This is a genomic window from Klebsiella sp. HC6, assembly GCF_022605325.1.
Classification (GTDB): Bacteria; Pseudomonadota; Gammaproteobacteria; order Enterobacterales; family Enterobacteriaceae; genus Klebsiella; species Klebsiella terrigena.
In genome coordinates, this window is record NZ_CP093276.1 from 1,595,453 (window position 1) to 1,616,845 (window position 21,393).

Annotated in this window: 25 protein-coding genes; 17 read left to right on the forward strand and 8 right to left on the reverse strand. The window is 58.6% G+C overall.

Annotated features, from left to right (window positions below):
- Nucleotides 1–8: 8 nt before the first annotated feature.
- From MMW58_RS07895 to MMW58_RS07920, 6 genes are all read left to right on the forward strand, one after another.
- The gene (locus MMW58_RS07895) at nucleotides 9–203 is read left to right on the forward strand and encodes a hypothetical protein (RefSeq protein ID WP_241722958.1); all 195 of its coding nucleotides are present in this window, start codon (nucleotides 9–11) and stop codon (nucleotides 201–203) included.
- Entirely contained in the window at nucleotides 187–852 is a 666-nt protein-coding gene (locus tag MMW58_RS07900; RefSeq protein WP_241723075.1) for a DUF7736 domain-containing protein, read from the forward strand. Before MMW58_RS07895 ends, MMW58_RS07900 begins: the two co-directional genes overlap by 17 nt.
- A 137-nt stretch (nucleotides 853–989) precedes the next feature.
- On the forward strand, nucleotides 990–1,394 hold the full coding sequence (locus MMW58_RS07905; RefSeq protein WP_241723076.1) for a putative holin: 405 nt from the start codon (nucleotides 990–992) through the stop codon (nucleotides 1,392–1,394).
- Nucleotides 1,381–1,686: a phage holin family protein gene (locus MMW58_RS07910; protein WP_241723077.1), complete on the forward strand. Its 306-nt coding sequence runs from the start codon at nucleotides 1,381–1,383 to the stop codon at nucleotides 1,684–1,686. The genes MMW58_RS07905 and MMW58_RS07910 overlap by 14 nt, the downstream gene beginning before the upstream one ends.
- Complete coding sequence (locus MMW58_RS07915) at nucleotides 1,676–2,305, forward strand: glycoside hydrolase family 19 protein (protein ID WP_241723078.1); 630 nt, start codon at nucleotides 1,676–1,678, stop codon at nucleotides 2,303–2,305. The genes MMW58_RS07910 and MMW58_RS07915 overlap by 11 nt, the downstream gene beginning before the upstream one ends.
- A complete protein-coding gene (locus MMW58_RS07920) occupies nucleotides 2,302–2,886 on the forward strand; it encodes a DUF2514 family protein (protein ID WP_241723079.1) in 585 nt (194 codons plus the stop codon). Before MMW58_RS07915 ends, MMW58_RS07920 begins: the two co-directional genes overlap by 4 nt.
- Before the next feature lie 211 nt (nucleotides 2,887–3,097).
- On the opposite strand, the gene MMW58_RS07925 is transcribed toward MMW58_RS07920, so the two are convergent.
- On the reverse strand, nucleotides 3,098–3,484 hold the full coding sequence (locus MMW58_RS07925; RefSeq protein ID WP_133601189.1) for a DUF6157 family protein: 387 nt from the start codon (nucleotides 3,482–3,484) through the stop codon (nucleotides 3,098–3,100).
- A 167-nt stretch (nucleotides 3,485–3,651) separates the two neighbouring features.
- Nucleotides 3,652–4,623, reverse strand: coding sequence for an AraC family transcriptional regulator (locus MMW58_RS07930; protein WP_133601190.1), 972 nt, complete (start codon nucleotides 4,621–4,623; stop codon nucleotides 3,652–3,654).
- A 97-nt stretch (nucleotides 4,624–4,720) separates the two neighbouring features.
- Between MMW58_RS07930 and MMW58_RS07935 the strand changes: the two genes are divergently transcribed.
- The 4 genes from MMW58_RS07935 (at nucleotide 4,721) to MMW58_RS07950 (ending at nucleotide 7,614) form a co-directional block, all read left to right on the forward strand.
- Nucleotides 4,721–5,500, forward strand: a complete 780-nt coding sequence (locus MMW58_RS07935) for an SDR family oxidoreductase (RefSeq protein WP_159236810.1) — start codon at nucleotides 4,721–4,723, stop codon at nucleotides 5,498–5,500.
- Nucleotides 5,501–5,807: 307 nt separating this feature from the next.
- On the forward strand, nucleotides 5,808–6,245 hold the full coding sequence (locus MMW58_RS07940; RefSeq protein WP_241723080.1) for a nuclear transport factor 2-like protein: 438 nt from the start codon (nucleotides 5,808–5,810) through the stop codon (nucleotides 6,243–6,245).
- A gap of 10 nt (nucleotides 6,246–6,255) precedes the next feature.
- Nucleotides 6,256–6,759 carry an RNA polymerase sigma factor gene (locus MMW58_RS07945; protein ID WP_133601193.1) on the forward strand — a complete coding sequence of 168 codons (504 nt, stop codon included), beginning with the start codon at nucleotides 6,256–6,258 and terminating at the stop codon, nucleotides 6,757–6,759.
- Nucleotides 6,760–6,780: 21 nt separating this feature from the next.
- Entirely contained in the window at nucleotides 6,781–7,614 is an 834-nt protein-coding gene (locus MMW58_RS07950; protein ID WP_133601194.1) for an anti-sigma factor family protein, read from the forward strand.
- Between the two features lie 74 nt (nucleotides 7,615–7,688).
- On the opposite strand, the gene MMW58_RS07955 is transcribed toward MMW58_RS07950, so the two are convergent.
- Together MMW58_RS07955 and MMW58_RS07960 are read right to left on the reverse strand one after the other, a co-directional pair.
- Nucleotides 7,689–9,146 carry a YncE family protein gene (locus MMW58_RS07955; protein WP_133601195.1) on the reverse strand — a complete coding sequence of 486 codons (1,458 nt, stop codon included), beginning with the start codon at nucleotides 9,144–9,146 and terminating at the stop codon, nucleotides 7,689–7,691.
- A 50-nt stretch (nucleotides 9,147–9,196) separates the two neighbouring features.
- Nucleotides 9,197–9,625 (reverse strand): DUF305 domain-containing protein, encoded by a 429-nt coding sequence (locus tag MMW58_RS07960; RefSeq protein ID WP_133601196.1) that lies wholly within the window; start codon nucleotides 9,623–9,625, stop codon nucleotides 9,197–9,199.
- 288 nt (nucleotides 9,626–9,913) lie between these two features.
- On the opposite strand from MMW58_RS07960, the gene MMW58_RS07965 reads away from it, so the two are divergent.
- From MMW58_RS07965 to bhsA, 3 genes are all read left to right on the forward strand, one after another.
- Nucleotides 9,914–10,654: a response regulator gene (locus MMW58_RS07965; RefSeq protein WP_241723081.1), complete on the forward strand. Its 741-nt coding sequence runs from the start codon at nucleotides 9,914–9,916 to the stop codon at nucleotides 10,652–10,654.
- Complete coding sequence (locus MMW58_RS07970) at nucleotides 10,651–11,967, forward strand: ATP-binding protein (RefSeq protein ID WP_133601198.1); 1,317 nt, start codon at nucleotides 10,651–10,653, stop codon at nucleotides 11,965–11,967. Before MMW58_RS07965 ends, MMW58_RS07970 begins: the two co-directional genes overlap by 4 nt.
- Nucleotides 11,968–12,131: 164 nt before the next feature.
- Entirely contained in the window at nucleotides 12,132–12,389 is a 258-nt protein-coding gene (bhsA, locus tag MMW58_RS07975) for a multiple stress resistance protein BhsA (RefSeq protein ID WP_133601199.1), read from the forward strand.
- A 153-nt stretch (nucleotides 12,390–12,542) separates the two neighbouring features.
- Here bhsA and MMW58_RS07980 read toward each other — a convergent pair whose 3' ends face one another.
- Nucleotides 12,543–13,133, reverse strand: coding sequence for a TetR/AcrR family transcriptional regulator (locus MMW58_RS07980; RefSeq protein ID WP_241723082.1), 591 nt, complete (start codon nucleotides 13,131–13,133; stop codon nucleotides 12,543–12,545).
- A 115-nt stretch (nucleotides 13,134–13,248) separates the two neighbouring features.
- Between MMW58_RS07980 and MMW58_RS07985 the strand changes: the two genes are divergently transcribed.
- Nucleotides 13,249–14,016, forward strand: coding sequence for an SDR family oxidoreductase (locus MMW58_RS07985; protein WP_241723083.1), 768 nt, complete (start codon nucleotides 13,249–13,251; stop codon nucleotides 14,014–14,016).
- A 42-nt stretch (nucleotides 14,017–14,058) separates the two neighbouring features.
- Complete coding sequence (locus MMW58_RS07990) at nucleotides 14,059–14,814, forward strand: SDR family NAD(P)-dependent oxidoreductase (protein WP_241723084.1); 756 nt, start codon at nucleotides 14,059–14,061, stop codon at nucleotides 14,812–14,814.
- A 1-nt stretch (nucleotide 14,815) separates the two neighbouring features.
- Here MMW58_RS07990 and MMW58_RS07995 read toward each other — a convergent pair whose 3' ends face one another.
- Entirely contained in the window at nucleotides 14,816–16,012 is a 1,197-nt protein-coding gene (locus MMW58_RS07995) for an MFS transporter (RefSeq protein WP_241723085.1), read from the reverse strand.
- 98 nt (nucleotides 16,013–16,110) lie between these two features.
- Between MMW58_RS07995 and MMW58_RS08000 the strand changes: the two genes are divergently transcribed.
- Nucleotides 16,111–16,995, forward strand: a complete 885-nt coding sequence (locus tag MMW58_RS08000) for a LysR family transcriptional regulator (RefSeq protein ID WP_241723086.1) — start codon at nucleotides 16,111–16,113, stop codon at nucleotides 16,993–16,995.
- Nucleotides 16,996–17,034: 39 nt separating this feature from the next.
- Here the strand turns inward: MMW58_RS08000 and MMW58_RS08005 are convergent, their stop codons facing one another.
- Nucleotides 17,035–17,226 (reverse strand): YfgG family protein, encoded by a 192-nt coding sequence (locus tag MMW58_RS08005; protein ID WP_072051827.1) that lies wholly within the window; start codon nucleotides 17,224–17,226, stop codon nucleotides 17,035–17,037.
- A 353-nt stretch (nucleotides 17,227–17,579) separates the two neighbouring features.
- Between MMW58_RS08005 and MMW58_RS08010 the strand changes: the two genes are divergently transcribed.
- Complete coding sequence (locus MMW58_RS08010) at nucleotides 17,580–19,817, forward strand: EAL domain-containing protein (protein WP_241723087.1); 2,238 nt, start codon at nucleotides 17,580–17,582, stop codon at nucleotides 19,815–19,817.
- A 41-nt stretch (nucleotides 19,818–19,858) separates the two neighbouring features.
- Here the strand turns inward: MMW58_RS08010 and ppx are convergent, their stop codons facing one another.
- The gene (gene ppx, locus MMW58_RS08015) at nucleotides 19,859–21,391 is read right to left on the reverse strand and encodes an exopolyphosphatase (RefSeq protein ID WP_045856276.1); all 1,533 of its coding nucleotides are present in this window, start codon (nucleotides 21,389–21,391) and stop codon (nucleotides 19,859–19,861) included.
- Nucleotides 21,392–21,393: the final 2 nt, after the last annotated feature.

Here is a 21,393-nt window from a genome sequence, read left to right on the forward strand (position 1 = left end):
GGGGAATTATGCCGACATTCACCTATGAAATAACAGGTGATTTACTTAATGGAATTTACACAAATGAATACGGACTGCCCTTCCAGTCACAGGTAAAACCGTCAGATTACGATTCTGAACTGATGGCAGCAGCAGCTGCGCAGGCACTGGGCGAGCAATACAGCGAACAATATGAGGATACGATGAATGACAAACAAGACTGAACAACAGCCGGCAGAACAAAAATCGCCTGACCGCAACCTACAGCTTGAGCTCTGTGTTGCCAGAATGGAAGCCTGCGTCGTGCGTAATGAGCTTTTTGAAGCAACATCTCAGCTCCTGAAATACCAGATGCAGGACAACAAGCAGCTTTATGAAAATCTCCGCAAGATTCACGCGGAGCTGGCCCCTCAGGCAGGAGCCGCACCGGGGGCGGAGGTTCCGCAGGGTGAACCAGGGCAGCCTGACCCGCTGCGCAAATTCACCCGCGAGCAGGCTGTAATCATTGCGGGCTACACTGGTGCTGCGGTCTGTAAGCCCCATGAGCTGAGGAATGATGTGGGCGCACGCAAAGGAGTAAAAATCACCAATGCAGCCATGAAAAAGCTGACTCGCTCACATCTGGAAGACATGTATAAAGCTGACTTTCAGCTCCTGTGCCCGGTAAAAAATCCGGGGGCGAAAACCATACTAACCCCAGAGCAGGCCGTCATCGTTACAGGCTATACGGGCAAACTTCTGGGGGATGTAGGTAAGTTCTATCCCGACCTTGAAAAACGCCTTGGCCGTAAAATCGTTAATTCTGAACTGCCGTCAATCGGACAGGAGAAGATAAGCGGATTATACAGAGCAGATTTTTTCAATTTGCTATAGATTTCCGGCAATAGATGTAATGAATGACTAACAGATAAACCACATTGATTATTACCGTTTATTCATATTTGGTTTATTGTGTATGATGAGCTTACCAACTTCATGAGGTTCATCATGCACAGTAAACGGTGGTCATCATGTCAGGAACGCTAACCGCTGATACAATAAATCAGGGGCTTAGCTACGGCGCGCTGGCGGCTGTTGTCGCCGGAGTCCCGCCAGAAGTGGCGTTAGGTTCACTGGCCGGGGCGGTAATATTTGTTACCTCTGCGATCGAGTACCCTATCAGGCGCCGCGTTCTTCTGTCCCTTCTCAGCTTTCTCTGCGGTCTTCTCTTCTACAAGCCAACGGCATCCATCCTCATCGGTATGGCCAGTCTGTTCCCCACAATAACGCAGGACTCATTCGAGCGCGGGATCGTGTATTCCGCTGGCGCATTTGTCGCGTCAATCGTCTCTGTCCGGGTTGGCATCTGGCTGTATCACCGTTCTGATAATCCGCGCGATTTAATCCCGGGAGGAAAAGACGATGACAGGCCATGATCTGCTGCTTATTGCTAACGCCATTATCTGCGGAGGTATCGCTCTTCGGGTGATGCTTTTCCAGCGCAACGGATCACGGCACCGCCGGTGGGGAGGATGGATAGCCTACTTCCTCATTGTGTCTGCTGCCAGTATTCCGGTCCGTGCGGCATATTCATTTTTCTATCACTTCCCCATGACTGCCGATTTATCAGAGGTGGTTATCAATGCTGTCATGTTCGCCGCAGTGCTGAAAACCCGCGGCAACGTCGTACAAATTTTCAAAATATCGAGGTCCCAACATGGACATTAACCAGTTTCAGAAAGCCGCGGGCGTCAGTCTGGCGCTGGCCACGCGCTGGCATCCGCATATCGTTGCAGCCATGAAAGAGTTTGGCATCAGCAAGCCTGAAGATCAGGCGATGTTCATCGCCCAGGTAGGGCATGAAAGCGCCGGGTTCAGCAGCCTGGTGGAGAACTTCAACTACAGCGTCGCCGGGCTGGCGGGATTTGTGCGCGCCGGGCGGCTGACTCAGGACCAGGCGAACTCGCTCGGCCGCCGGCAGGGTGAACCATCATTGCCACTGGCGCGGCAGCGGGCGATCGCCAACCTGGTGTACAACAAGCGGAACGGTAATAAAGGTCCTGGCGATGGCTATAACTTCCGTGGCCGCGGTCTTATCCAGATCACAGGGCTGACTAATTACCTCAACTGCGGTACCGGCCTGAAGGTTGATCTGGTGACACAGCCTGAACTGCTGGCGCAGGACGATTACGCGGCGCGCAGCGCGGCATGGTTCTACGTGACGAATGGCTGCCTGAAATATACCGGCGACATCGCCCGGGTGACGCGCATTATCAATGGTGGGTCAAACGGTATCGATGACCGCCAGGCGCGCTTCCTGACAGCTAAGAAGGCGCTGTCGGTATGATCTCGGCATTCGTGAAATCATACTGGAAACAGATCGCCAGCGCCGCGGTTGCTGTTGTTGTCGTGGTCTGCATCATTATTGCCTGGAATATGCATGGCGATGCGCGCTACAGCGCCGGGCAGGACGCTGCAAACCAGAGCTGGCAAATCAAATGGTCTGAACGTGACAAGTCCGATGCGCTGGCGCAGGCATTCCGGAATGACGTTGAGCGCGAGAAAGAACATAACCGGCAGGCTGCCGCAGATGAGGAACAAACCAATGGTGAGAAAGCTCTGGCAAAAGCTCAGGCTGATGCCGATAATGCTCAGCGTGCTGCTGACGGCCTGCAGCAGCAGCTCGCATATCTCCAGCACCAACTCGGGCGAAGTGAAACCAGCAGGCTTTCCGCAACTGCCGCCCTCGGCCAGGCAAGGGGAGAGGCCGCCGTACTGCTTGCCCAGTTGCTCAGCAAATCTGACAAGGCAGCGGGAGAGTATGCAGCAGCAGCTGACAGAGCTTACGAGTCCGGGAAAACCTGCGAGCGCACCTACGACGCGGTGACTTCTGAGCGTGGTATTTCACATGGTACAGTTTCCCGGTGACGGTATATAAAACGGTACGTGAAAGACGGATCCGTTAAAATATGTTTCCAGTCAATTGGTTATGAATGCCGTAAATAATCGAGTGGGAATGATTTAACGTCCGGCAACCGCCCGCACGTAAAAGCCGTAACATCTCTAAGCCCGCGTCACTGCGGGCTTTTCTGTTTTTGTACCCTGCCTTTCCCGGCGTTCATATCGCCGGTGGCAACGGCTATCCCTTCCGCGCGCTACGCATTCCCGGGCGTTTCTCAACGTCCGGATCGGCCAGCAGCCGCGCGTAGGCTTCGCTCTCTACCGCGACCAGCGCGATGCGGCTCTCCCGGTTGTGATGCAGACCATAGCCGTGTTTTTTCACCAGGGGAGAAGCGCGCAGGCAGGCCTGCGGCCTGGCGAAGAACGCTTCGGCCGTCACCGGGCCTTTGCGATCGTTCTCGACCGCGAGAAGCAGTTCATCTGACGTCATGGCGTATGGCGCGGCTGAAAGCCTGGCGAACTGCCGTTCGGCGATCGTGCCCTCCTTCGTTGGCGGCGTTGCCACCGCCACCGGGCAATCATCCGATACGACGATCAGCGTATTCCGGTAATTGGTGCTGTGCATGGTCATATCCCGCTTAATCCGTTAGCCCAATTTATCGTCGGAGACTCGTTGGCTCCAAATCTGCTGCGTCCCTGAAGTATAGAAAATCCGCCGCCGGCGGCAAATCCGGGCTCCGCGGGCTGTGGAATATGGGCTATCGCTCGGGAATGGCGTGCAACAGGCCGGCGTTAGTTGAACGGCCGATCGCCGAGCGGATCGGGGTTATCCTGTTCCCCATCCTGCAAAAGCGCAGGCGGGGGCGGGGCTACCGAGCGCGCATATCGGGCGGGAGGCATACCGACATAGCGGGTGAACGCGATGCTAAAGCTGCTTGCCGACCGATAACCCACCTGAACGGCCAGCCGATCGATACTCAGTTTTCGGCTCCGCAATAGCTGCTTCGCCAGCGCCATGCGCCAGGCCAGTAAATACTCCATCGGCGGCAGGCCGACGATGCGGCTGAATCTGGCAAAGAAGGCCGAGCGGGAGAGGGCGGCTTTGGTGGCCAGCTCGGCAACCGTCCAGGAGTATTCAGGTTGAGTATGCATACAGCGCAGCGCGATCGCGAGACGCTCGTCAGCCAGGCCGCGTCCCAGGCCTGGAACGGATGTGGTCTCTGTGCCGGATCGCAAGACCTCGATCAGCAGCACCTCAAGAAGTCGCTCCAGCACGAGCTCTTTTGCCGACCGCCGCTCTCGCGTTTCTTCGTCGATCAGCTGTATCAGCGTGGTCAGCCGGGGACGATCGCGTACCACAACCACGTCCGGCAGCAGCGAGACCAGCAGCGCCGCATCCGACGCGGCGAAGCTGCAGTGGCCGATGAGCATGCGCAGATCGGCAGCACCCTGCTGGCGCCCAACGCGAAAATGTCCCTCGGTGATCCGCACGGGCGAAGTGAAGGGCATATCGTCCGGCGCATCGAGGCTGCCGTTGACCAGATCCTGCATTGCCGGGGCTAGAATAAAGTCGCCCGCATGGAGGATGAATGGTTGGTTCCTGTCGAAGGTGACGCGGCAGCTGCCTTCAAGAATCACGCAATACAGGGGCTCGCCTGTCGCCTCACGATGGATCCGCCACGAGCCGGCGCACTCCACCAGCTTGGAAAAACGGGCGGCAGGCTGCAGCAGCGTAACGATCTGGGCAAGCGGATCGGGAGTCATGAACGAGACTCTCTCTAAAGTAATGACGACTGTAAGCTATATTACGTCCAATTTTTGGCGACTACTATAAGAGCGTCAACGTTTAATGGAGATGCTTATGCCTACGATATTGATTACCGGTTGTTCATCCGGCTTCGGCCTGGAAACCGCGAAGCTGTTCCTTGCCAGGGGTTGGGAGGTGATTGCCACGATGCGTACGCCGACCGAAGAGGTGCTCCCGTCCTCTGAACGGCTGCGGGTGCTGGCGCTGGATATCACCGATCCGACCAGCATCGCGCAGGCGCTGGCGGCGGCGGGACCCGTCGACGTCCTGGTCAACAATGCCGGTTTCGGCGCGCCGGCGCCGGTTGAGCTTACCGCTGCGGAAACCGTCCATGCCCTGTTTCAGACGAACACCATTGGCACGTTGGCAATGGTTCAGGCCTTCGTGCCGCAAATGCGCCAGCGCCGGGCCGGCGCGATCATTAACGTGACGTCTACGGTAACGGTCAAAGCATTGCCGATCGTCGGGATTTACCGGGCAAGCAAGGCGGCCGTCAATGCCTTCACCGAGTCCCTGGCGGTGGAGATGGCGCCCTTCGGCGTCCGCGTACATATCGTTTTGCCCGGTCGTTCGCCTGAAACCCGCTTCGGCGATAATGCTCGTCCCCACGTGCGCGGCATGGAGGATCCGGACTACGCTCCGATGCTGCAGCAGTTTATCAAAAGCGTCCTGGAGGACCCGGGCCCGGTGACTCATGCCGGCGATGTGGCAGAAGCGATCTGGCGGGCCGCGACCGACGCCTCCGCGCCGCTGCTTATTCCCGCTGGCGCCGATGCCGAGCTTTGGATGGCTGAAGCCGGCCGCCAGGCGCAATCGCACGCTTTTCAACCATGAGGGCAGATGCCGCTTTCCTGCCGCGCTGACCCTCAGGCGAAAAGTATTCCGCTGCGGTTGCGGCGGATAATTTCGGCGAAATATCGATAAACCCGCATGCGAACGGCACCTGACTCAACGGGTGCCGTTCGCATGCGGGTTTTTTATTGTGGGCGGGCCGGGCGACAGCCGTTGCCTTTCGCCGGGAAGCGGGTATTGGGGTCAATCGATAAAAAAGCTGCGCGAGCGGGAATAAAATTCAACGCCCGTACGTCTGCATGATGACGGCTCACTGCGGGCCTTTCTCTGACCTCTTCAGGAGTGGACCATGTTAAGAATCAAACTGCTTGTCCCTGCTACTGCTTTACTGGCTCTGGTATCGGCTTACAGCTTTGCGGCGCCAAAAGATGATGCTCAGGCCCATTTTGCGGCGATTGCCGCAGGCAACGTGACGGAGATCATGAAGCATTATGATAGCCGGGCGCATCTCGAGTGGGTCGGCGGCCCGCTGGACGGGGCGTATAGTACGCCGCAGGCGATTGGCGGCGTGTGGAAAAAATTCACCACCGCTCAGGGGACGATGAAGCTAAGCGTGGCCTCGGTTGAAGAAGCCGCCAACCCGAAAGGCACAACCGTCACGGCGAACGTCCTGTTTGAAGGGAAAATGCCGGTGAAGGTGCGCTATGTCCTGACCTGGCGTAACGGTAAAATCGTGGACGAAATCTGGCAGGTTGCGCCGTCGCTGAACGTCAGCGCGTCCTACTGACGCGATCCTCGTGCGTCAGTCCCACGATAACCGGCTGTTACCCTGGCTTCCGCGCCTGCGCCGCTACGCGCAGGCGTTGACGCATAACCGGGATGATGCTGACGATTTGGTCCAGGATACCCTTGAGCGGGCCTGGGCGAAATCGGCGCACTGGCCCCTTATTCTTGATATGCGCGCCTGGCTATTCAGCATTATGCACAACCTCTATATCGATGGCGTACGGCGCCCGCGGGTGCCGGTAAGCGAGATGGCAGAGCATGACGCCAGCGTCGAAGCACATCACGATAAGCAGCTGACGCTGATGGATCTTCAGGCGGCGCTGCGCCATCTGCCGCCGGAGCAAAAAGAGGTGGTTCTGCTGGTGGCGTTGGAGGATATGGCCTACGCCGATATTGCGCATATCCTTAACATCCCTGTCGGCACCGTTATGTCCCGTCTTTCACGCGGCCGCGAGCGTCTGCGGCTGTTAATGGAAGGGCCGCGTAACTCAGTCCGCGTGACGCGGGTGAAATAATTCTCAGCACCGGAGCCGCCAATGCCTATCACTGATGACGATCTTCACGCCTGGCTTGATGGTGAACTGAGCCATGAACGGATGCAGCAGGTCGCAAGCTACCTGGCAGCCCACCCCGATGAAGCGCAAAGAGTTGCGGCATGGCGGGCGCAGAATGAGGCGCTCCGCGCGCTCTACGATCCCATTCTCGATGACTCGCCGCCGCCGCGCCTGCTGCGCGCCGTGCTACAGCCTCAGCCTGCGCAACGTTCGCCACGCAGGCTGCTGCCCATCGCCGCATGCGTGGCGCTGGCGCTTGTCAGCGGCATCACCGGCTGGGCGCTACGCGCTATTTCGGCTTCGCCGGATATCGTCTGGCAACATCCGGCGCAGCCATTACCGGCTGCCGTTCCGACGGCAGGATTTGTACAACGCGCCGCCGTTGCCCACGCAGTCTATGCCGTGGATGAGCGCCGTCCGGTAGAAATTGACGCCGCACACGAAGCGCAGCTGGTGAAATGGCTGTCAAAACGCATGGGAGCGCCGATGAATCCGCCGCATTTACAGGCGGTGGGCTATAGCCTCGAAGGGGGGCGCCTGCTGCCCGGCGGCAGCGGGCCGGTGGCGCAGTTTATGTATCAGGACCGCAACGGCAAAAAATTGACCCTGTATGTCTCTGATGAAAGAACCGCGCATCGCACGGAGCCGCAGGGGAGCACGGCTTTTCAGTTTGCCCGGCAGGGAAATATCAGCGTGTTTTACTGGATCGATCGCGGTTTTGGCTATGCGCTATCCGCGGAGGAAGACAAAGCGGAGCTGGCGCGGGTATCGAATGAGGTATGGCGGCAGTTAACGGATGATCGCAGGGAGAAATAGCTGGCGCTGCTTGCGGCGATAAAAAAGCCAGATTCACGGCGTGAATCTGGCTAACGGTACGGACGGGGAAAGGATTAGCGCACCTGGACCTGTACCGGTTTGCCGTGCTGCTCGGCGGTGCCTTTCACAATCACCAGGTAGCGGCGTTCATCGGCGTGGCGGCTATCAACCACCTGGCGGATAGGGCCAACGGCGTTGACGATTGCCGCCCCGGCCGGGTTAGTCATAAACTGCGCCAGCGGTTCCAGCTGGCCTTTACCTTCCGCATCCGGCGAGAGCGCCAGCAGATAGGCCTGCTTCGGTTCGAGGCCGGTGGCCGACGCCTGCAGGACCTGGGTCAGCCCCTGATCGAACAGCGACAGCGTCGTTGCCGGCTGCGCTCCTGGGGCGGCATTCACGTTTTTCAGCGCCAGATGCGCTGCTTTGCCGGCGAGGCCGAGAGGAACCAGATTCTGCTTGCCGTCGCCCTGCGGTACGGCATTGGGCACATACACCACCGCCTGCGGCGCCTGGCCGATAGGAACGGTGGCAATGACTTTATTCGTCAGCGTATCAATGGCGGTCAGCGCGTCGGCGTTTTCCAGACCGACATAGACGCGGCTACCGTCGCCTGATGGCCAGACGCCGTGCGGCAGGTTGCCCACCGCAATGGTGGCGACCTGGCTGAAGTCATCGGTACGATACACGTTCACCTTATTCAGGCCGCCGATGGTGACGTAGGCAAAGGTCCCTTTGGCGTTATGCACAATGTTGACGTGGTTGGTAATCGGGCCGCTGTCGATGGTTTTAAGCAGGCTAAACGGCGGATGCGCATCGAACACCTGCACTTTGCCAACGTCTTTTAAGGTGAACCATACCTGCTTGCCGTCCGGGGTCGCCGCAATATTCGGGCAGAACGGGCTGGCCTGCTGAATGCTGCCGACAATTTTATGCTGCTTAACATCCACCACCACGGTTTGCGGGTTGAAAGAGGAGCAGACATAGCCGTACTGACCATCCGGGGAGAAAATCTGCATCCCCGGGCCGCCGGGGACCTTAATCCGCGTTTTCTCTTCGCCGCTGGCGCCGTCCAGCACGGCAACATAATCTTCACCGCGTACGGTCACCCAGATTTCTTTGCCGTCCGGGGTAAAGAAGGCCTCGTGTGGCGAACGCCCGACGTAGGTCACGTGCTTCACCGCGTTGGTTGCGGTATCAATCAGGCTGACGGAGTTCGAGCCAATGGAGACCACGGCAAGCGTCTTGCCATCCGGAGAGAAGCCTAAACCATGCACGAGCACCTGGCCTTTGTACAGCGGGCTGAGGTTGGCGGGCTGCGCATCGCCCAGTTTAATCACCCCGAGCAGGGTGTTGCTGGCCGGATCGGTGACCGATACGGTATTGGAGAACTGTTCTGCGGCATAAACGCGGTCGCGATGACTCACGCCGATATCTGCCGCAGAGGCCGCATAGGGCGCTTGCCCTGCCGAGGCGAATGAGGACGCCAGCGCCACCGTCGCCGCCAGCGCCGAGCGTACGAATCTTCTTGTCATAATGGGTATCCCTTTAACTGTCGAGTATTATCGTGACCACGCAAGGTGGCTTATTTCCCCTGCGGAGCAGCAGGCGCGGATTCAGATTGGATTTGATCGGGTGCGGGTACAGCAGGAGGAAGCGGTTTGCCCAGCGCCTGGTACATGGCGACGATCTCTTGCTGCTGGGTGACAATGATTTCCTGGGCAATGCGTTTTAGCTGTTCGTTTTTGCCGTAACGCAGTTCGGCCACGGCCATATCCATCGCGCCCTGGTGGTGGGGCGTCATCATGGCAACGAAGTCCTCGTCGATGTTGCCCGTCGGCTCAATCGCCATTTTCGCCATCATGGTATCCATCGCCTGCGCATTCTCTTTCCAGAACCCCTGTTCCTGCGTAAGCGCGGTAGCGTCAGCGGCGTGATGTTCATGAGCGCCTGCGCTCTGGCTCAGTAGCAGCAGGCCGTTAGCAATAAGGAAATAGCGAACAATACGGTTCATAGCACAGCCTTTAGCGAATCAATCAGGACCGGATGGGCCTGTCATGGCGCCTATATAAGCAAAGCGATGTATCAGGACTGTTTCTTACCGTGGTGGATTTTGTATTTTTATGTAGCGGGATGACGGAATGTTTCTGGCAAAACGACCCAGCGGACCTGATGGCGACAGGCTGCGGCCTGAAAACGGCCCCCGCGCTGGATACAGTACGGTACAAAGCCCGACACTTTTGCGTAACAACTGCGATAAACTGGCCGCCGTGAGATCATGCCTGAGAAGAGGAAGTGCGCCGTGGAACATGTCGATCATATTTTGATTGTCGATGACGATCGTGAAATTCGTAGCCTGATAGCCGATTACCTCAAAAAAAACGGTCTGCGTACCACCGAGGCCGCGGATGGGCGGCAAATGCGCAGCTTCCTGGAAACCACGCCGGTCGACCTGATTGTCCTCGACGTGATGATGCCGGGTGACGATGGCCTGACCCTGTGCCGTGAGCTACGCAGCAGCAAGCATAAAGGCACGCCGGTACTGATGTTAACGGCGCGCAGTGAAGACACTGACCGTATCATTGGCCTTGAAATGGGCGCGGATGATTATCTGGTCAAACCCTTTGTCGCCCGTGAACTGCTGGCGCGAATCAAAGCGGTGCTGCGGCGCACGCGGATGATGCCGCCGAATCTGGTGATCTCTGAAGCCGCGCGCATTCTGGCGTTTGGCGACTGGGAGCTGGACACCACCTCGCGCAACCTGATCGATAAAGAGGGGGTGATGGTGGCGCTAAGCGGGGCGGAGTATCGTTTGCTGCGGGTTTTCGTGGACCATCCGCAGCGCGTATTAAATCGCGATCAGCTGCTGAATCTCACCCAGGGCCGCGATGCCGAGTTGTTCGAACGCTCGATTGATTTACTGGTAAGCCGCTTGCGCCAGCGCCTCAACGACGTCGCCCGCGAACCTTCTTATATTAAAACGGTGCGCAGCGAAGGCTACGTCTTCGCCATGCCCGTGGAGCTGCGCGAGGCCAGAGAGTGAAACGCCTGACACAATGGTGGCCCAAACGTCTGGCATCGCGCCTGATGCTGATTTTGCTGCTGGGTTTGCTGCTGGCGAATGGTTTAACGCTGGGGCTGCTGTTGCTGGAGCGTTCTCAGAGCACGAAGGCGATGATGATGGACAACCTGGAGTATGACGTTGCCACCAGCATCGCTATCCTTGACCGTCTGCCGGTGGCGGAGCGTGCCGCGTGGACCGCGCGCCTCGATCGCAGTAACCATCACTATCTTTTACACGCCAGCCCGTCGGGCAAGACTGTACAGAGCAAACGCCTGCAGGATACGGCGGCAGCCCTGACCCGGGTGTTAGGCGGGCGCTATCCGCTGAGCTTTAGCGTGGATCCGGTGAGCCCCGGGCAGATGATGGCGCATCTGCGCCTGAGCGATGGCAGCCCATTAACCATCGATCTGCGGCCGCGCAATATGCCGTTCGCCCGCTGGCTGCCGATTGTACTGATCGGGCAGTTTATTCTGCTGCTGGGTTCTGCCTGGCTGGCGGTGCGCAGCGCGGTACGTCCGCTGACGGTGCTGACCCGCGCGGCCGAAACGCTGCATCCCGATCCGGGCGAAACCGTACAGATGTCGGAAGAGGGACCGGTTGAGGTGCGTAACGCCGCGCGGGCTTTTAATGCCATGCAGGAGCGTATTACGACTTACCTGAAAGAGCGCATGCAGATCCTGGCGGCGATCTCTCACGATTTACAAACGCCAATCACCCGCATTCGGCTGCGCTCAGAAATGATGGATGATACCGAAATCAAGTCCCGACTTTTACAGGATCTCGAGGAGATGACGCTGCTGGTGCGCGAAGGGGTGGCCTACGCGCGTACCAGCGAAAGCAGCAGCGAAAAGCCCTGCCGCATTCAGCCGCACGCCTTTATCGATAGTCTGGTGTGCGATTATCAGGATACCGGTCAGAAGGTGGTATTACGGGGGAAATTAAATGGCTCGCTAAGCACCAAACCCCACGCGCTGCGGCGAACGCTGAGTAATCTGATCGATAATGCGCTCAAGTTCGCCGGCAGCGCGGAGGTGGCGGTGAGCCAGGACGCTGACGCCATCACCATTGAGGTTCTCGATCGCGGTCCGGGGATTCCGCCGGCGGAGATGTATGCGGTGATGCAGCCGTTTTATCGGGTGGAAAATTCGCGCAATCGCGCCACCGGCGGCACCGGGCTGGGCTTAGCGATTGCCCAGCAGCTGGTGGCCTCGCTGGGCGGGGAATTGACGCTCGCTAATCGTCGGCAGGGCGGATTGCGGGTGACGGTGACCCTGCCGGGCAGCGGGCGCTGAAATGTATCGCAGTGTATATAAAGGCGCGATAGCGAAACCCCGGTACACTTTCACCTTATTGTCGATATGTTACCGATACATTGCAGTGGTGTAATTCAGTCATCGGGCAGCGAAACGTTTTAACGCTCTCTGCCCCTGGTTAATTACACTTATTGAGGTGACATATGAAAAACGTAAAAATGATTCTGGCCGCACTGATCCTTGGTTCTGTTTCCGCATCCAGCTTTGCGGCGATGGAAACCACCATGCCGCAGGGGATGACCCGTATCGGTACGATTTCTGACAGCAGCGGAGCGACCACGCTTTCAGAACTGGACGCTAATCTGGCGGCAAAAGCGCAGGCCGCAGGGGCCAGCAGCTACCGAATTGTGGCCGCCGGCGGGAATAATGTTTTCTTCGGCACCGCCGATATTTATAAGTAAGCGTGCCTTGCCTGTCGCGCAATGCGAAATAAGGATATCCGCATTGCGTCTGCTTTTTCCTTACCCTTCTTTGCCTCCGACCCGGAGGCTTTTTTACCCGCGCTACGATTATCCCGCCTTAAGGCGGGTTTTTTTATGCCGGCGACGAGGGAATTAGCGGGATGCGGAGGGCCACGTCGCCAGCGCGTGCTCGACCAGGGCGTCAAGCATCTGCCTGCTGGCCCCGGCTTTGGCCTGCACGGCCATCCCCTGAGATAGCGTCATGACGAAGGCAGCCAGGGTGGTGCTGTCCGCGGAAGGCGGCAAATCGCCTTCGCGGCGTGCCCGCTCCAGGCGGTCGTTCAGCGCCTGCTGGGTCGCGCTGCGGCGGCGAATCAGCTCGCGGCGAATGGGTTCTGCATCATCGGAGCAGGCCAGCGCACCGTTGATGCCCAGGCAGCCCGGATGGTCGGCACTTGCCGTCTGGACGCTGACCGATTCTCTCAGGATCCGCGCCACGACCTCGCGGGACGTCGGTTCATCCAGCGCCTCGCGCATAAAGCCCATGTACGCGGCGTCGTAGAGATCGAGGGCCCTGAGGAAGATTTTTTCCTTGTTGCCGAATGCCGCATAGAGGCCGGGGCGGGCTACGCCGGTGGCTTGCGTGAGATCTTCAAGGGAGGCCCCTTCGTATCCTTTCTGCCAGAAGACAGAGAGCGCCGCCTCCAGCGCCTCATTTTCGTTGAACTGTCTGTGACGTCCCATTGCTTTTCACCTGCATATTTCAATACCGACCAGTATAAATCGCTTGACACCTCAGCGGCAAATACAATACCGTTCGATATCATATCGATCGGTATTGTATTTGAGGAATATCATCATGACGAATACCCACGCTCTGCTTCACGATAAGGTCGCGCTGGTGACCGGCGGCGCGCGCGGACTCGGGCTGGAGATTGTTCACCAGCTTGCTGCGCTCGACGCCCACGTTATTATTGGCGCCCGCGATGAGCGCAAAGCCCGACAGGTGGCAAACGAGCTGCGTGGCCAGGGAGGCAAAGCATCGGCGCTCAGGCTCGACGTTACCCGCGAAGCGGATCGACAGGCGGCCTGCGCGGAGATCGACAGGGCTTATGGCAGGCTCGATATTCTGATTAACAACGCCGGTATTCTGCTGGACAGTCCCGACGGCGGCACGCCGGCGACCCGCCCGCCGAGCGAGGCGTCAGCGGACGCGGTGCGTGACACATTTGAGGCCAACTTCTTCGCTCCCGTTTTCCTGACGCAGGCTCTGCTGCCGCTGCTGAGACGCTCGACGGCGGGACGCGTCGTCAACGTATCGAGCATCCGCGGGTCGCTTGCCCATTTATCCGATCCGCATTCGCCGGTCTATCCGATTCGCGCGCTGGGGTACGACACGTCCAAAGCCGCGCTCAACGCCTTCACCATTCTGATTGCGGAAGAGCTGCGCGGGACACCAATCAAAATTAACGCCGTTCATCCCGGCTGGCTGCAAACCAGCATGGGCGGCGAACGCGCGGACATGAGCGTCGCAAGCGGCGCTCGTACCGTCATCCGCTATGCCTGCATCGGGGCAGAGGGGCCAACGGGCGGCTTTTTCTTCCAGGACCAGCGGCTGCCGTGGTGAGGCGGAATTTCCCTTTCAACCCAACCTACTGAGGAATTTGCAATGAATAAAAAACTTGCAGGAAAAGTCGCGCTCATCACCGGCGGTTCGCGCGGTCTCGGCGCGGCGATCGCTGACGTTCTGGCCGGTCAGGGGGCGGATATCGCCATCACCTACGTTGCTTCCGCCGACAAGGCGCATGCCGTCGTGGAAAAACTCATCGCGAAAGGCGTACGCGCCGTTGCTATCCGGGCCGATCAGGGGGAGCCGTCCGCCGCGGAACCCCTGGTGCGTGAGGTCGTGGAGAAGCTTGGTCAACTCGATATTCTCGTCAATAACGCGGCCGTCGCGTGGCAGGGGAAAACGATCGATGCCCCCGATATTGACAACGCGGCGATGGATCGACAGTGGGTTATTAATACGATGGGCGTCATCGCCAACATCCGTGCGGCGGTGCGGGTTCTGCCGGACGGCGGGAGGATTATTTCGGTCGGCTCCGGCCTTGGCACGCGCATAGGTTTCCCCGGTACCACCGATTATGCCGCCAGTAAAGCGGCGATTGTGGGCTACAGCAAGGGCGCGGCGCGCGATCTGGGGGCGCGTAATATCACCGTCAACGTGGTGCAGGCGGGCATCATGGACACCGACATGGCGGCCGGCGCGCGGGATAACCTGCCGCCGGTGGTGATGGCATCTCACGCTATTCAGCGCTACGCGACCGTTGCGGAGGTCGCCGCGACGATTGCTTTCCTGGCCGGGCCGGATGCCGGTTTCATCACCGGCTCGGTGATTGACGTCAACGGTGGCTTCACGGCCTGATTCAGACGCGCTCGCTCACCGTCTCCGGCGGGAACTGACGCTGGTGCCGGGCAATCGCCAGCGTCAGCGCGGTGACGACCAGCGCGAGCAGCGCAGACACCGCTAAACCACCCTCGATGCCCAGGCGCTGGTTAAGCCAGGCGTAGGCAAACGGCGAGGCGGCCGCCAGCAGCTGGGCGGGGATCAGCAAAACTCCGGTGCGCCGGGCGTAATCCTGTGCGGCAAACAGCTGCAGCGGCAGCGTGGCCTTGAAGACCGTGGTTAAGCCATTAATCGCGCCATATCCCAACACAAACCCGGCGGCGGCCCATGCGAAATTGGGGCCGCTCAGGCCGAGCGCAAAGCACAGCGGCATCAGCAGGGTCGTGAGCAGCGTGAGCTTTAGCGGCGTTAATGCGGAGCCGGAAGCCACTTCCAGAAAGCGGGCGCCGGTTTGTCCGACTCCCCAGAGCATGCCTGCCGCCACCGGCAGGCCGTAGCTGGCGATAAACTCGGGCAGATGGGTCGAGGTTCCGTTAGAGACAAAGGTCACCAGCGCGATCAGCGCCGCATACAGCAGGCCAACGCGTCGGTCGTGGCGCGAGGCCGGCGGGCGCGCTTTGCGCTGCGGCGGCCTCGGCAGCCGGATATTCGGCATTTTGCACAGCAGCAGCGCGCTGAGCACGCCGAACAGCGCGTAGACCAGCAGCGCGTGACGCCAGCCGATCGTCGTCAGCAGCCAGGCGCCAAGCGGCCAGAAAACGGCGGAGGCCAGGCCACCCGCCAGCGTCACCCGCGAGATAGCCACTCTTGCACCTTGTCCGTAAAGGTTGACCAGCGCGGCGAACAGCGCGTCATACAGCGCCAGGCGCATACCGATGCCGGTCAGCAGCCAGGCGCTAAACCAGACCGGCAGAGTATGGGCGTTCGCCATTATTAAGCATCCGCTGGCGATTATCAGCGTCCCGAACATCACCACGCGCTGACCGCCGAGGCGGGCCAGCAGGCGGGCAACGAAGGGCGAGACCATCGCCATCATCAGCATCGCAAAGGTCAGGCCGAGATAGATTTGCGCCGCGGACCAGCCGGTATCCCGGGCGATGGCCCGGGCGAAGGTGCCGGGCATATAAAAGGAAATGCCCCAGTTGATTAGCTGGCTGCATCCGGCGGCAAAGGTGAGCAGGGCGGGGGCTGAGGGCGATTTTGCGATTGCTTTCATGGTCTTCTGTTCAGTGATACGGTTGTCGACAGCATATCCCGCGGGCTATTGTGCTGGCAGACCCGTCCGTTTATGACCCTTATAAGAGAAACTTTGCGATGATGACGCTGAATCTGGCAAACCTGGCGACCTTCCGGCTGGTGGTGCTGCGGGGGAGCTTTTCCGCCGCCGCCGACGCACTGGGGCTATCGCAACCGGCCGTCAGCCTGCAGGTGCGCCAGCTGGAGCAGTTTCTCCAGACCCGGCTGGTAGAGCGCACCGGGCGAGGCGTGAAGGCGACGGCGGCCGGCCTGGCGCTGCTGGCCCACGGCGAACATATCGAGCAGGCGGTCAGCGCGGCGCTGCGGTCGGTCGGCGAGTTTAGCCATGAGGTCAGCGGTGCGATTGCCCTCGGTACCGGGGCGACGGCCTGTATTCATCTTTTACCCCCGGTCCTGCAGCAGCTGCGCGAGGGCCACCCGCTGTTGACGGTGGGCGTGACCACCGGCAATACGCTCGATATTGTCCGGGCGGTGGAAGAAAATCGGCTCGATCTTGGGCTGGTGACGCTGCCGGCGAACGGGCGTTGCCTGGCGGTCACCCCGATTCTCGATGAGGAGTTTGTGTTTATTTTTGCCAGCGACGGCCTGCCGCCGCCGCGGCTTACGCCGGACGTTCTGCAGGCTCTGCCTCTGATTGCCTTTGAGGCAGGAAGCGGCACCCGGGCGCTGATTGACGGCTGGTTTCATGCCGCAGGCCTGACGATTGCGCCGGTGATGCAGCTGGGGAGTATCGAGGCGATCAAGCGCATGGTGCGCGCCGGGCTGGGCTACAGCATTGTTCCGCGTATGGCGGTGGACGACGCCGAGGATCGTCGCGGGCTAAGCGTTCACTCGTTGACGCCATACCTTCATCGCCGGCTTGGCGTGGTGATGCGTCAGGATAAAATCCTCAGTAAAGGGATCGCCGAAATGTTGCGCCTGCTGCGGCAACTCGGAAGCTGAACGGACATCGGATACGGCGAACGGCTGGCGACGACGAGGCTATTCTCGGGTCGGCGTGACAACCGGAGCGGTGGTTTGCTGCGACTCTTTTTTGTCCTGATGATGGTACCAGGCACCGATAGAGGAGTAGACGAAACGTCCAAAGAAAAAGATAAAGCTGATAAGCAGTACGATACGGGTCATGCGACGGTTAAATCGATGTCGTTTACGCATACTGGGTGCCTGACTCACAAAAGGTTCCTTAAAGTATACCCATAACATGGGCGTTAGGCGTATTAAGGCACAGGAAAGGGGCGGGGTCAATTGATGAGGATGTAAAAGTGCCTTAGCCAAAGCATTACTTAATGTTATATAACATAATCATTGCATTTACATGGTTTCTTTTTCCTGCGGCCATTGGCAAAAAAATAAGCTTTATTAATATTAGCTAAATGATTTCTTGATTTATATCAACAGTCTGTTTTCGTTGGTAACTAGAATCTCCAGCCAGTTCCGCGTCATTATTCCCTACGCGGTTGAGATGGTTGGGTTGGATGCCTGCCTGAATATACCCTGTTGGAGTTTGGGTTATCCGTAGAGCATCTATGAGCATAATTAATCTGTACAGACAATATCGGGACAAGTGGTGGGCGCTGCCGCTGGTGTTACCCACACTCTTACTTCCCCTGGCGAGATGGACAAATACCTACGCTGAGCTGAACGGTAATGAGGTGTCTCTTTACTATTTACCGCTGGCGCTGGTCTTGAGCCTGATGCTGTTTTTTGGCTGGGACGCGCTGCCCGGCATTATCATCGGGCTGTGGTGCACGGTGGCCCGTGATATGGCTCCGGAAGAGGCGGTCGGCGTTATCTTCCACTTTCTGATCCCGGTGGTATTGTGCTGGGGCGGCTACCGTATTTTTGTCCCGCGCAGGCAGCAGATCTCGCACGGTAACGTCGGCCTGATGCCGCAGAGGCTGTTCTGGCAAATGCTGCTGCCGTCGGCGATATTCCTCGTGCTTTCCCAGTTTGCCGAGTACCTTGGCCTGCATCCTCGCGCCACGGGCCTGATCGGCATTGCCCCCTTTAGTTTACGATCGCTAATCACTTTCCAGGCGCTGATGGTCGGGTGTTTAACCGGCGTACCGCTGTGCTATTTCCTGCTGCGCATTATTCGTAATCCATTACATATACGCGGATTTATTTCGCAAATTCGCCTGCAAATTGATCCCAAAATAAAGCGGATGGAGTTTGTTTTCTGGGCGCTCACGCTGTTAATGTTATTAGTACTATTATTAATACCCTTGAGTAATACCAGTACGATATTTAGCACAAATTATACATTATCATTACTTATGCCGGTGATGCTGTGGGGAGCGATGCGCTTTGGCTATCGCTTTATCGCGATGGTCTGGACGCCGGTATTAATTCTTATTATCCATTTTCATTACCGCTATTTGCCGTTGTCGATGGGCTACAATAATCAGCTGGCTATCACCTCATCCAGCTACCTGGTGTCCTCATTTATTATTGCCTATATGGCCATGCTGGCGACACAGCAGCGGCTGATCCACGCGCGCGTGCGGCGAATGGCGTTTCTCGACCCGGTGGTGCATATGCCGAATTTACGCGCCCTAAGTCGGGCCCTCGAAAGCTCGCCGTGGTCGGTGCTGTGCTTTTTGCGCATCCCTGAGCTGGAGCTGCTGGGGCGGCACTATGGGGTGATGCTGCGCATTCAGTACAAGCAAAATCTGGCGGAACACCTTAGCGCCTTGCTGCAGCCGAATGAGGCCGTTCACCACCTCTCGGGCCACGACCTGGTTATCCGTATGAACTGCGACGATCACAAGGCGCGAATCGACGCGCTGGATAAGCACCTGAAGCAGTTTCGCTTTGTCTGGGACGGGATGCCGCTGCAGCCTGCGGTGGGCCTGAGCTACTGCAGCGTGCGCTCGCCGGTGAAGCATCTGTATTTGCTCTTAGGCGAGCTGAATACCATTGCTGACATGTCGTTAACCAGCGGTCACCCGGAAAATATGCAGCGTCGGGGCGCGATCCACGTCCAGCATGGGCTAAAGGATAAGGTGGCGATGATGAATCAGATCCTGCAGGCGCTGGATCTGGACCGCTTTCGCCTGATGGTGCAGCCGATAGTCGGGATCCGCGGCGATAGCTACCATGAAGTGCTGTTGAGGATGCTGGGCGAGAATGGCGAAATCATCAATCCGGATAGCTTCCTCCCGGTAGCCCACGAGTTTGGCCTCGCTTCGCGGATCGATCTGTGGGTGCTGGAAAATACGCTCTCCTTTATGAACCAGCATCGGCACACTCTTCCGGGCCTGCGGCTGGCGGTGAATCTGTCGCCGGTATCGGTGAGCCGCAGCCAGTTCCCGCAGGAGGTGGAGCAGCGGCTGGCGCACTACGGGGTTGAGCCCTGGCAGCTGATATTCGAACTGACCGAAAATCACTCGTTGACCAATCCGGAGCAGGCGCGACAAACGCTGGCCCATTTACAGGCGCTGGGCTGCCGCGTGGCGATCGATGATTTCGGTACCGGCTATGCCAGCTATGCGCGGCTGAAAAGCCTCAACGTCGACCTGCTGAAAATTGACGGCAGCTTTATTCGTAATCTGGTCACCAGCAGCCTCGACTATCAGGTGGTGGCCTCGATTTGCCATCTGGCGCGGATGAAGAATATGCAGGTCGTGGCGGAGTATGTCGAAACGGCGGAGATTCGTCAGGCGGTGATATCGCTGGGTATCGACTATATGCAGGGGTATGAGATTGGCGAGCCCGTGCCGCTGGAGACGCTGGCTAACGTGGCCGTACCGGCGACGGCTTGACTGCTGAAAAGTGGCCGGACGCGGAGCGCCCGGCCAGCCTGCTAGCTATCAGGCTCTTCTTCGGCAATTTTCAGCAGCCAGTCAGGCACGCCTTCCCAGTACTGCTGCTCTTTTTCCAGATCGAGCAGCACCAGCGCATTTTGGCTAAACCAGTCGTGCGGAAACACCAGCGTCCAGTGGTTGGCTTCGGTCTTCAGCGTCAGCGTCGGCGGCGTTGTCGTCGCCTGGCGCTGGTTGTTCAGCAGAATGCCGAGGCGCAAGAGCTGAATAAGCGGCAGGAACTGCTTTTTCTTAAACAGCGTAAAGCGCGGCAAATCGTCGAGCTTGATGGCCTTGCGATGATAGCGCACCAGCGTGGCCATCAGCATCTGCTGCTCCTGATTGAAGCCGGGCAAATCGCTGTTCTGCAGAATATACGCCGAGTGGCGATGCATACCGCTATGGTTAATATTCAGCCCCACTTCGTGCAGCATGACCGCCCATTTCAGCAGCGCCGAGAGGTTCGGGTTATCCAGCTTAGGGTTCTGATCCTGCCACTGCTCAAAGATATGGGTGGTGGTTTCCAGCACCCGACGCGCCTGTTCGCGGTCGATATTGTACTGGTTTGCCAGGCTTTGCGCGGTGCGGCTGCGGATATCCTGATGGCGGAAGCGCCCCTCCATCTCGTACAGCACGCCTTCGCGCAGCGCCCCGTCCGACAGGCGCAGTTCTTTGATGGCCAGCGCATCGAACACGCCGCACAGAATAGCCAGCCCCGGAGCAAATACCGCCTTGCGCTCTTCAGAGAGGCCCGGCAGGCTAAGCGAGTCGAAGTTTTTATACTTCAGCAGCTCGGCGACCAGCATTTCAAGGCGTTCAGGCGTGATAAAACCGTCCTTCTCGCCCATGGCGATCAGCACTTCCTGAGCGGCCTTAATGGTCCCGGAAGCGCCCAGCGCCACGGTCCAGCCCTGGATGCGGAACTGCCATGCCAGGGTTTCCAGCTTTTGCACCGCCGACAGGCGCGCGCGCTGGAAATTCTCTTTGTTGATGATGCCGCCCGGGAAGTAAATCTGCGAGAAGCTGACGCAGCCCATTCTGCGGCTTTCGACCAGACGCGGCTCGAAATCCTCGCCGATGACCAGTTCGGTTGAGCCGCCGCCGATATCAATGACCAGCTTGCGGCCGCGCTCGGGCTGAGTATGTTCGACGCCCATAAAAATCAGGCGCGCCTCTTCATTACCGGAGATTATCTCAATCGGATAGGGGATAACCTGCTCCGCGCGCTTGAGAAACTCGGCCGCGTTCGTCGCCTGGCGTAGCGTATGCGTCCCAACGATGCAGACGCTGGCGGGCGCAAAGCCCTGCAGGCGTTCGGCAAACAGCGACAGGCAGCTAAGCCCGCGCGCAATCGCCTCTTCGCTGAGCACGGAGTTTTCATCCAGACCATCGGCCAGATGAACCCGCTGTTTAAGGCGACCGATGATCTGCATTGCCCCGTCGACGACACGGGCGATCACCATATGAAAACTGTTTGAACCAAGGTCGACCGCAGCAAACTCCTGGGGCCGAGGGGCTTTTTCGTTTATAGGCATAG

What these genes read in the sequence shown, in the direction of transcription:
- MMW58_RS07920 (WP_241723079.1), top strand. Translation starts at nt 2,302, where the DNA reads ATGATCTCGGCATTCGTGAAATCATACTGGAAACAGATCGCCAGCGCC.
- MMW58_RS07940 (WP_241723080.1), top strand. Translation starts at nt 5,808, where the DNA reads ATGTTAAGAATCAAACTGCTTGTCCCTGCTACTGCTTTACTGGCTCTG.
- MMW58_RS07960 (WP_133601196.1), bottom strand. Translation starts at nt 9,625, where the DNA reads ATGAACCGTATTGTTCGCTATTTCCTTATTGCTAACGGCCTGCTGCTA.
- MMW58_RS07895 (WP_241722958.1), top strand. Translation starts at nt 9, where the DNA reads ATGCCGACATTCACCTATGAAATAACAGGTGATTTACTTAATGGAATT.
- MMW58_RS08010 (WP_241723087.1), top strand. Translation starts at nt 17,580, where the DNA reads ATGAGCATAATTAATCTGTACAGACAATATCGGGACAAGTGGTGGGCG.
- MMW58_RS08000 (WP_241723086.1), top strand. Translation starts at nt 16,111, where the DNA reads ATGATGACGCTGAATCTGGCAAACCTGGCGACCTTCCGGCTGGTGGTG.
- MMW58_RS07935 (WP_159236810.1), top strand. Translation starts at nt 4,721, where the DNA reads ATGCCTACGATATTGATTACCGGTTGTTCATCCGGCTTCGGCCTGGAA.
- MMW58_RS07955 (WP_133601195.1), bottom strand. Translation starts at nt 9,146, where the DNA reads ATGACAAGAAGATTCGTACGCTCGGCGCTGGCGGCGACGGTGGCGCTG.
- MMW58_RS07915 (WP_241723078.1), top strand. Translation starts at nt 1,676, where the DNA reads ATGGACATTAACCAGTTTCAGAAAGCCGCGGGCGTCAGTCTGGCGCTG.
- MMW58_RS07990 (WP_241723084.1), top strand. Translation starts at nt 14,059, where the DNA reads ATGAATAAAAAACTTGCAGGAAAAGTCGCGCTCATCACCGGCGGTTCG.
- MMW58_RS07985 (WP_241723083.1), top strand. Translation starts at nt 13,249, where the DNA reads ATGACGAATACCCACGCTCTGCTTCACGATAAGGTCGCGCTGGTGACC.
- MMW58_RS07900 (WP_241723075.1), top strand. Translation starts at nt 187, where the DNA reads ATGACAAACAAGACTGAACAACAGCCGGCAGAACAAAAATCGCCTGAC.
- bhsA (WP_133601199.1), top strand. Translation starts at nt 12,132, where the DNA reads ATGAAAAACGTAAAAATGATTCTGGCCGCACTGATCCTTGGTTCTGTT.
- ppx (WP_045856276.1), bottom strand. Translation starts at nt 21,391, where the DNA reads ATGCCTATAAACGAAAAAGCCCCTCGGCCCCAGGAGTTTGCTGCGGTC.
- MMW58_RS07925 (WP_133601189.1), bottom strand. Translation starts at nt 3,484, where the DNA reads ATGCACAGCACCAATTACCGGAATACGCTGATCGTCGTATCGGATGAT.
- MMW58_RS07980 (WP_241723082.1), bottom strand. Translation starts at nt 13,133, where the DNA reads ATGGGACGTCACAGACAGTTCAACGAAAATGAGGCGCTGGAGGCGGCG.
- MMW58_RS07905 (WP_241723076.1), top strand. Translation starts at nt 990, where the DNA reads ATGTCAGGAACGCTAACCGCTGATACAATAAATCAGGGGCTTAGCTAC.
- MMW58_RS07930 (WP_133601190.1), bottom strand. Translation starts at nt 4,623, where the DNA reads ATGACTCCCGATCCGCTTGCCCAGATCGTTACGCTGCTGCAGCCTGCC.
- MMW58_RS07950 (WP_133601194.1), top strand. Translation starts at nt 6,781, where the DNA reads ATGCCTATCACTGATGACGATCTTCACGCCTGGCTTGATGGTGAACTG.
- MMW58_RS07910 (WP_241723077.1), top strand. Translation starts at nt 1,381, where the DNA reads ATGACAGGCCATGATCTGCTGCTTATTGCTAACGCCATTATCTGCGGA.
- MMW58_RS07995 (WP_241723085.1), bottom strand. Translation starts at nt 16,012, where the DNA reads ATGAAAGCAATCGCAAAATCGCCCTCAGCCCCCGCCCTGCTCACCTTT.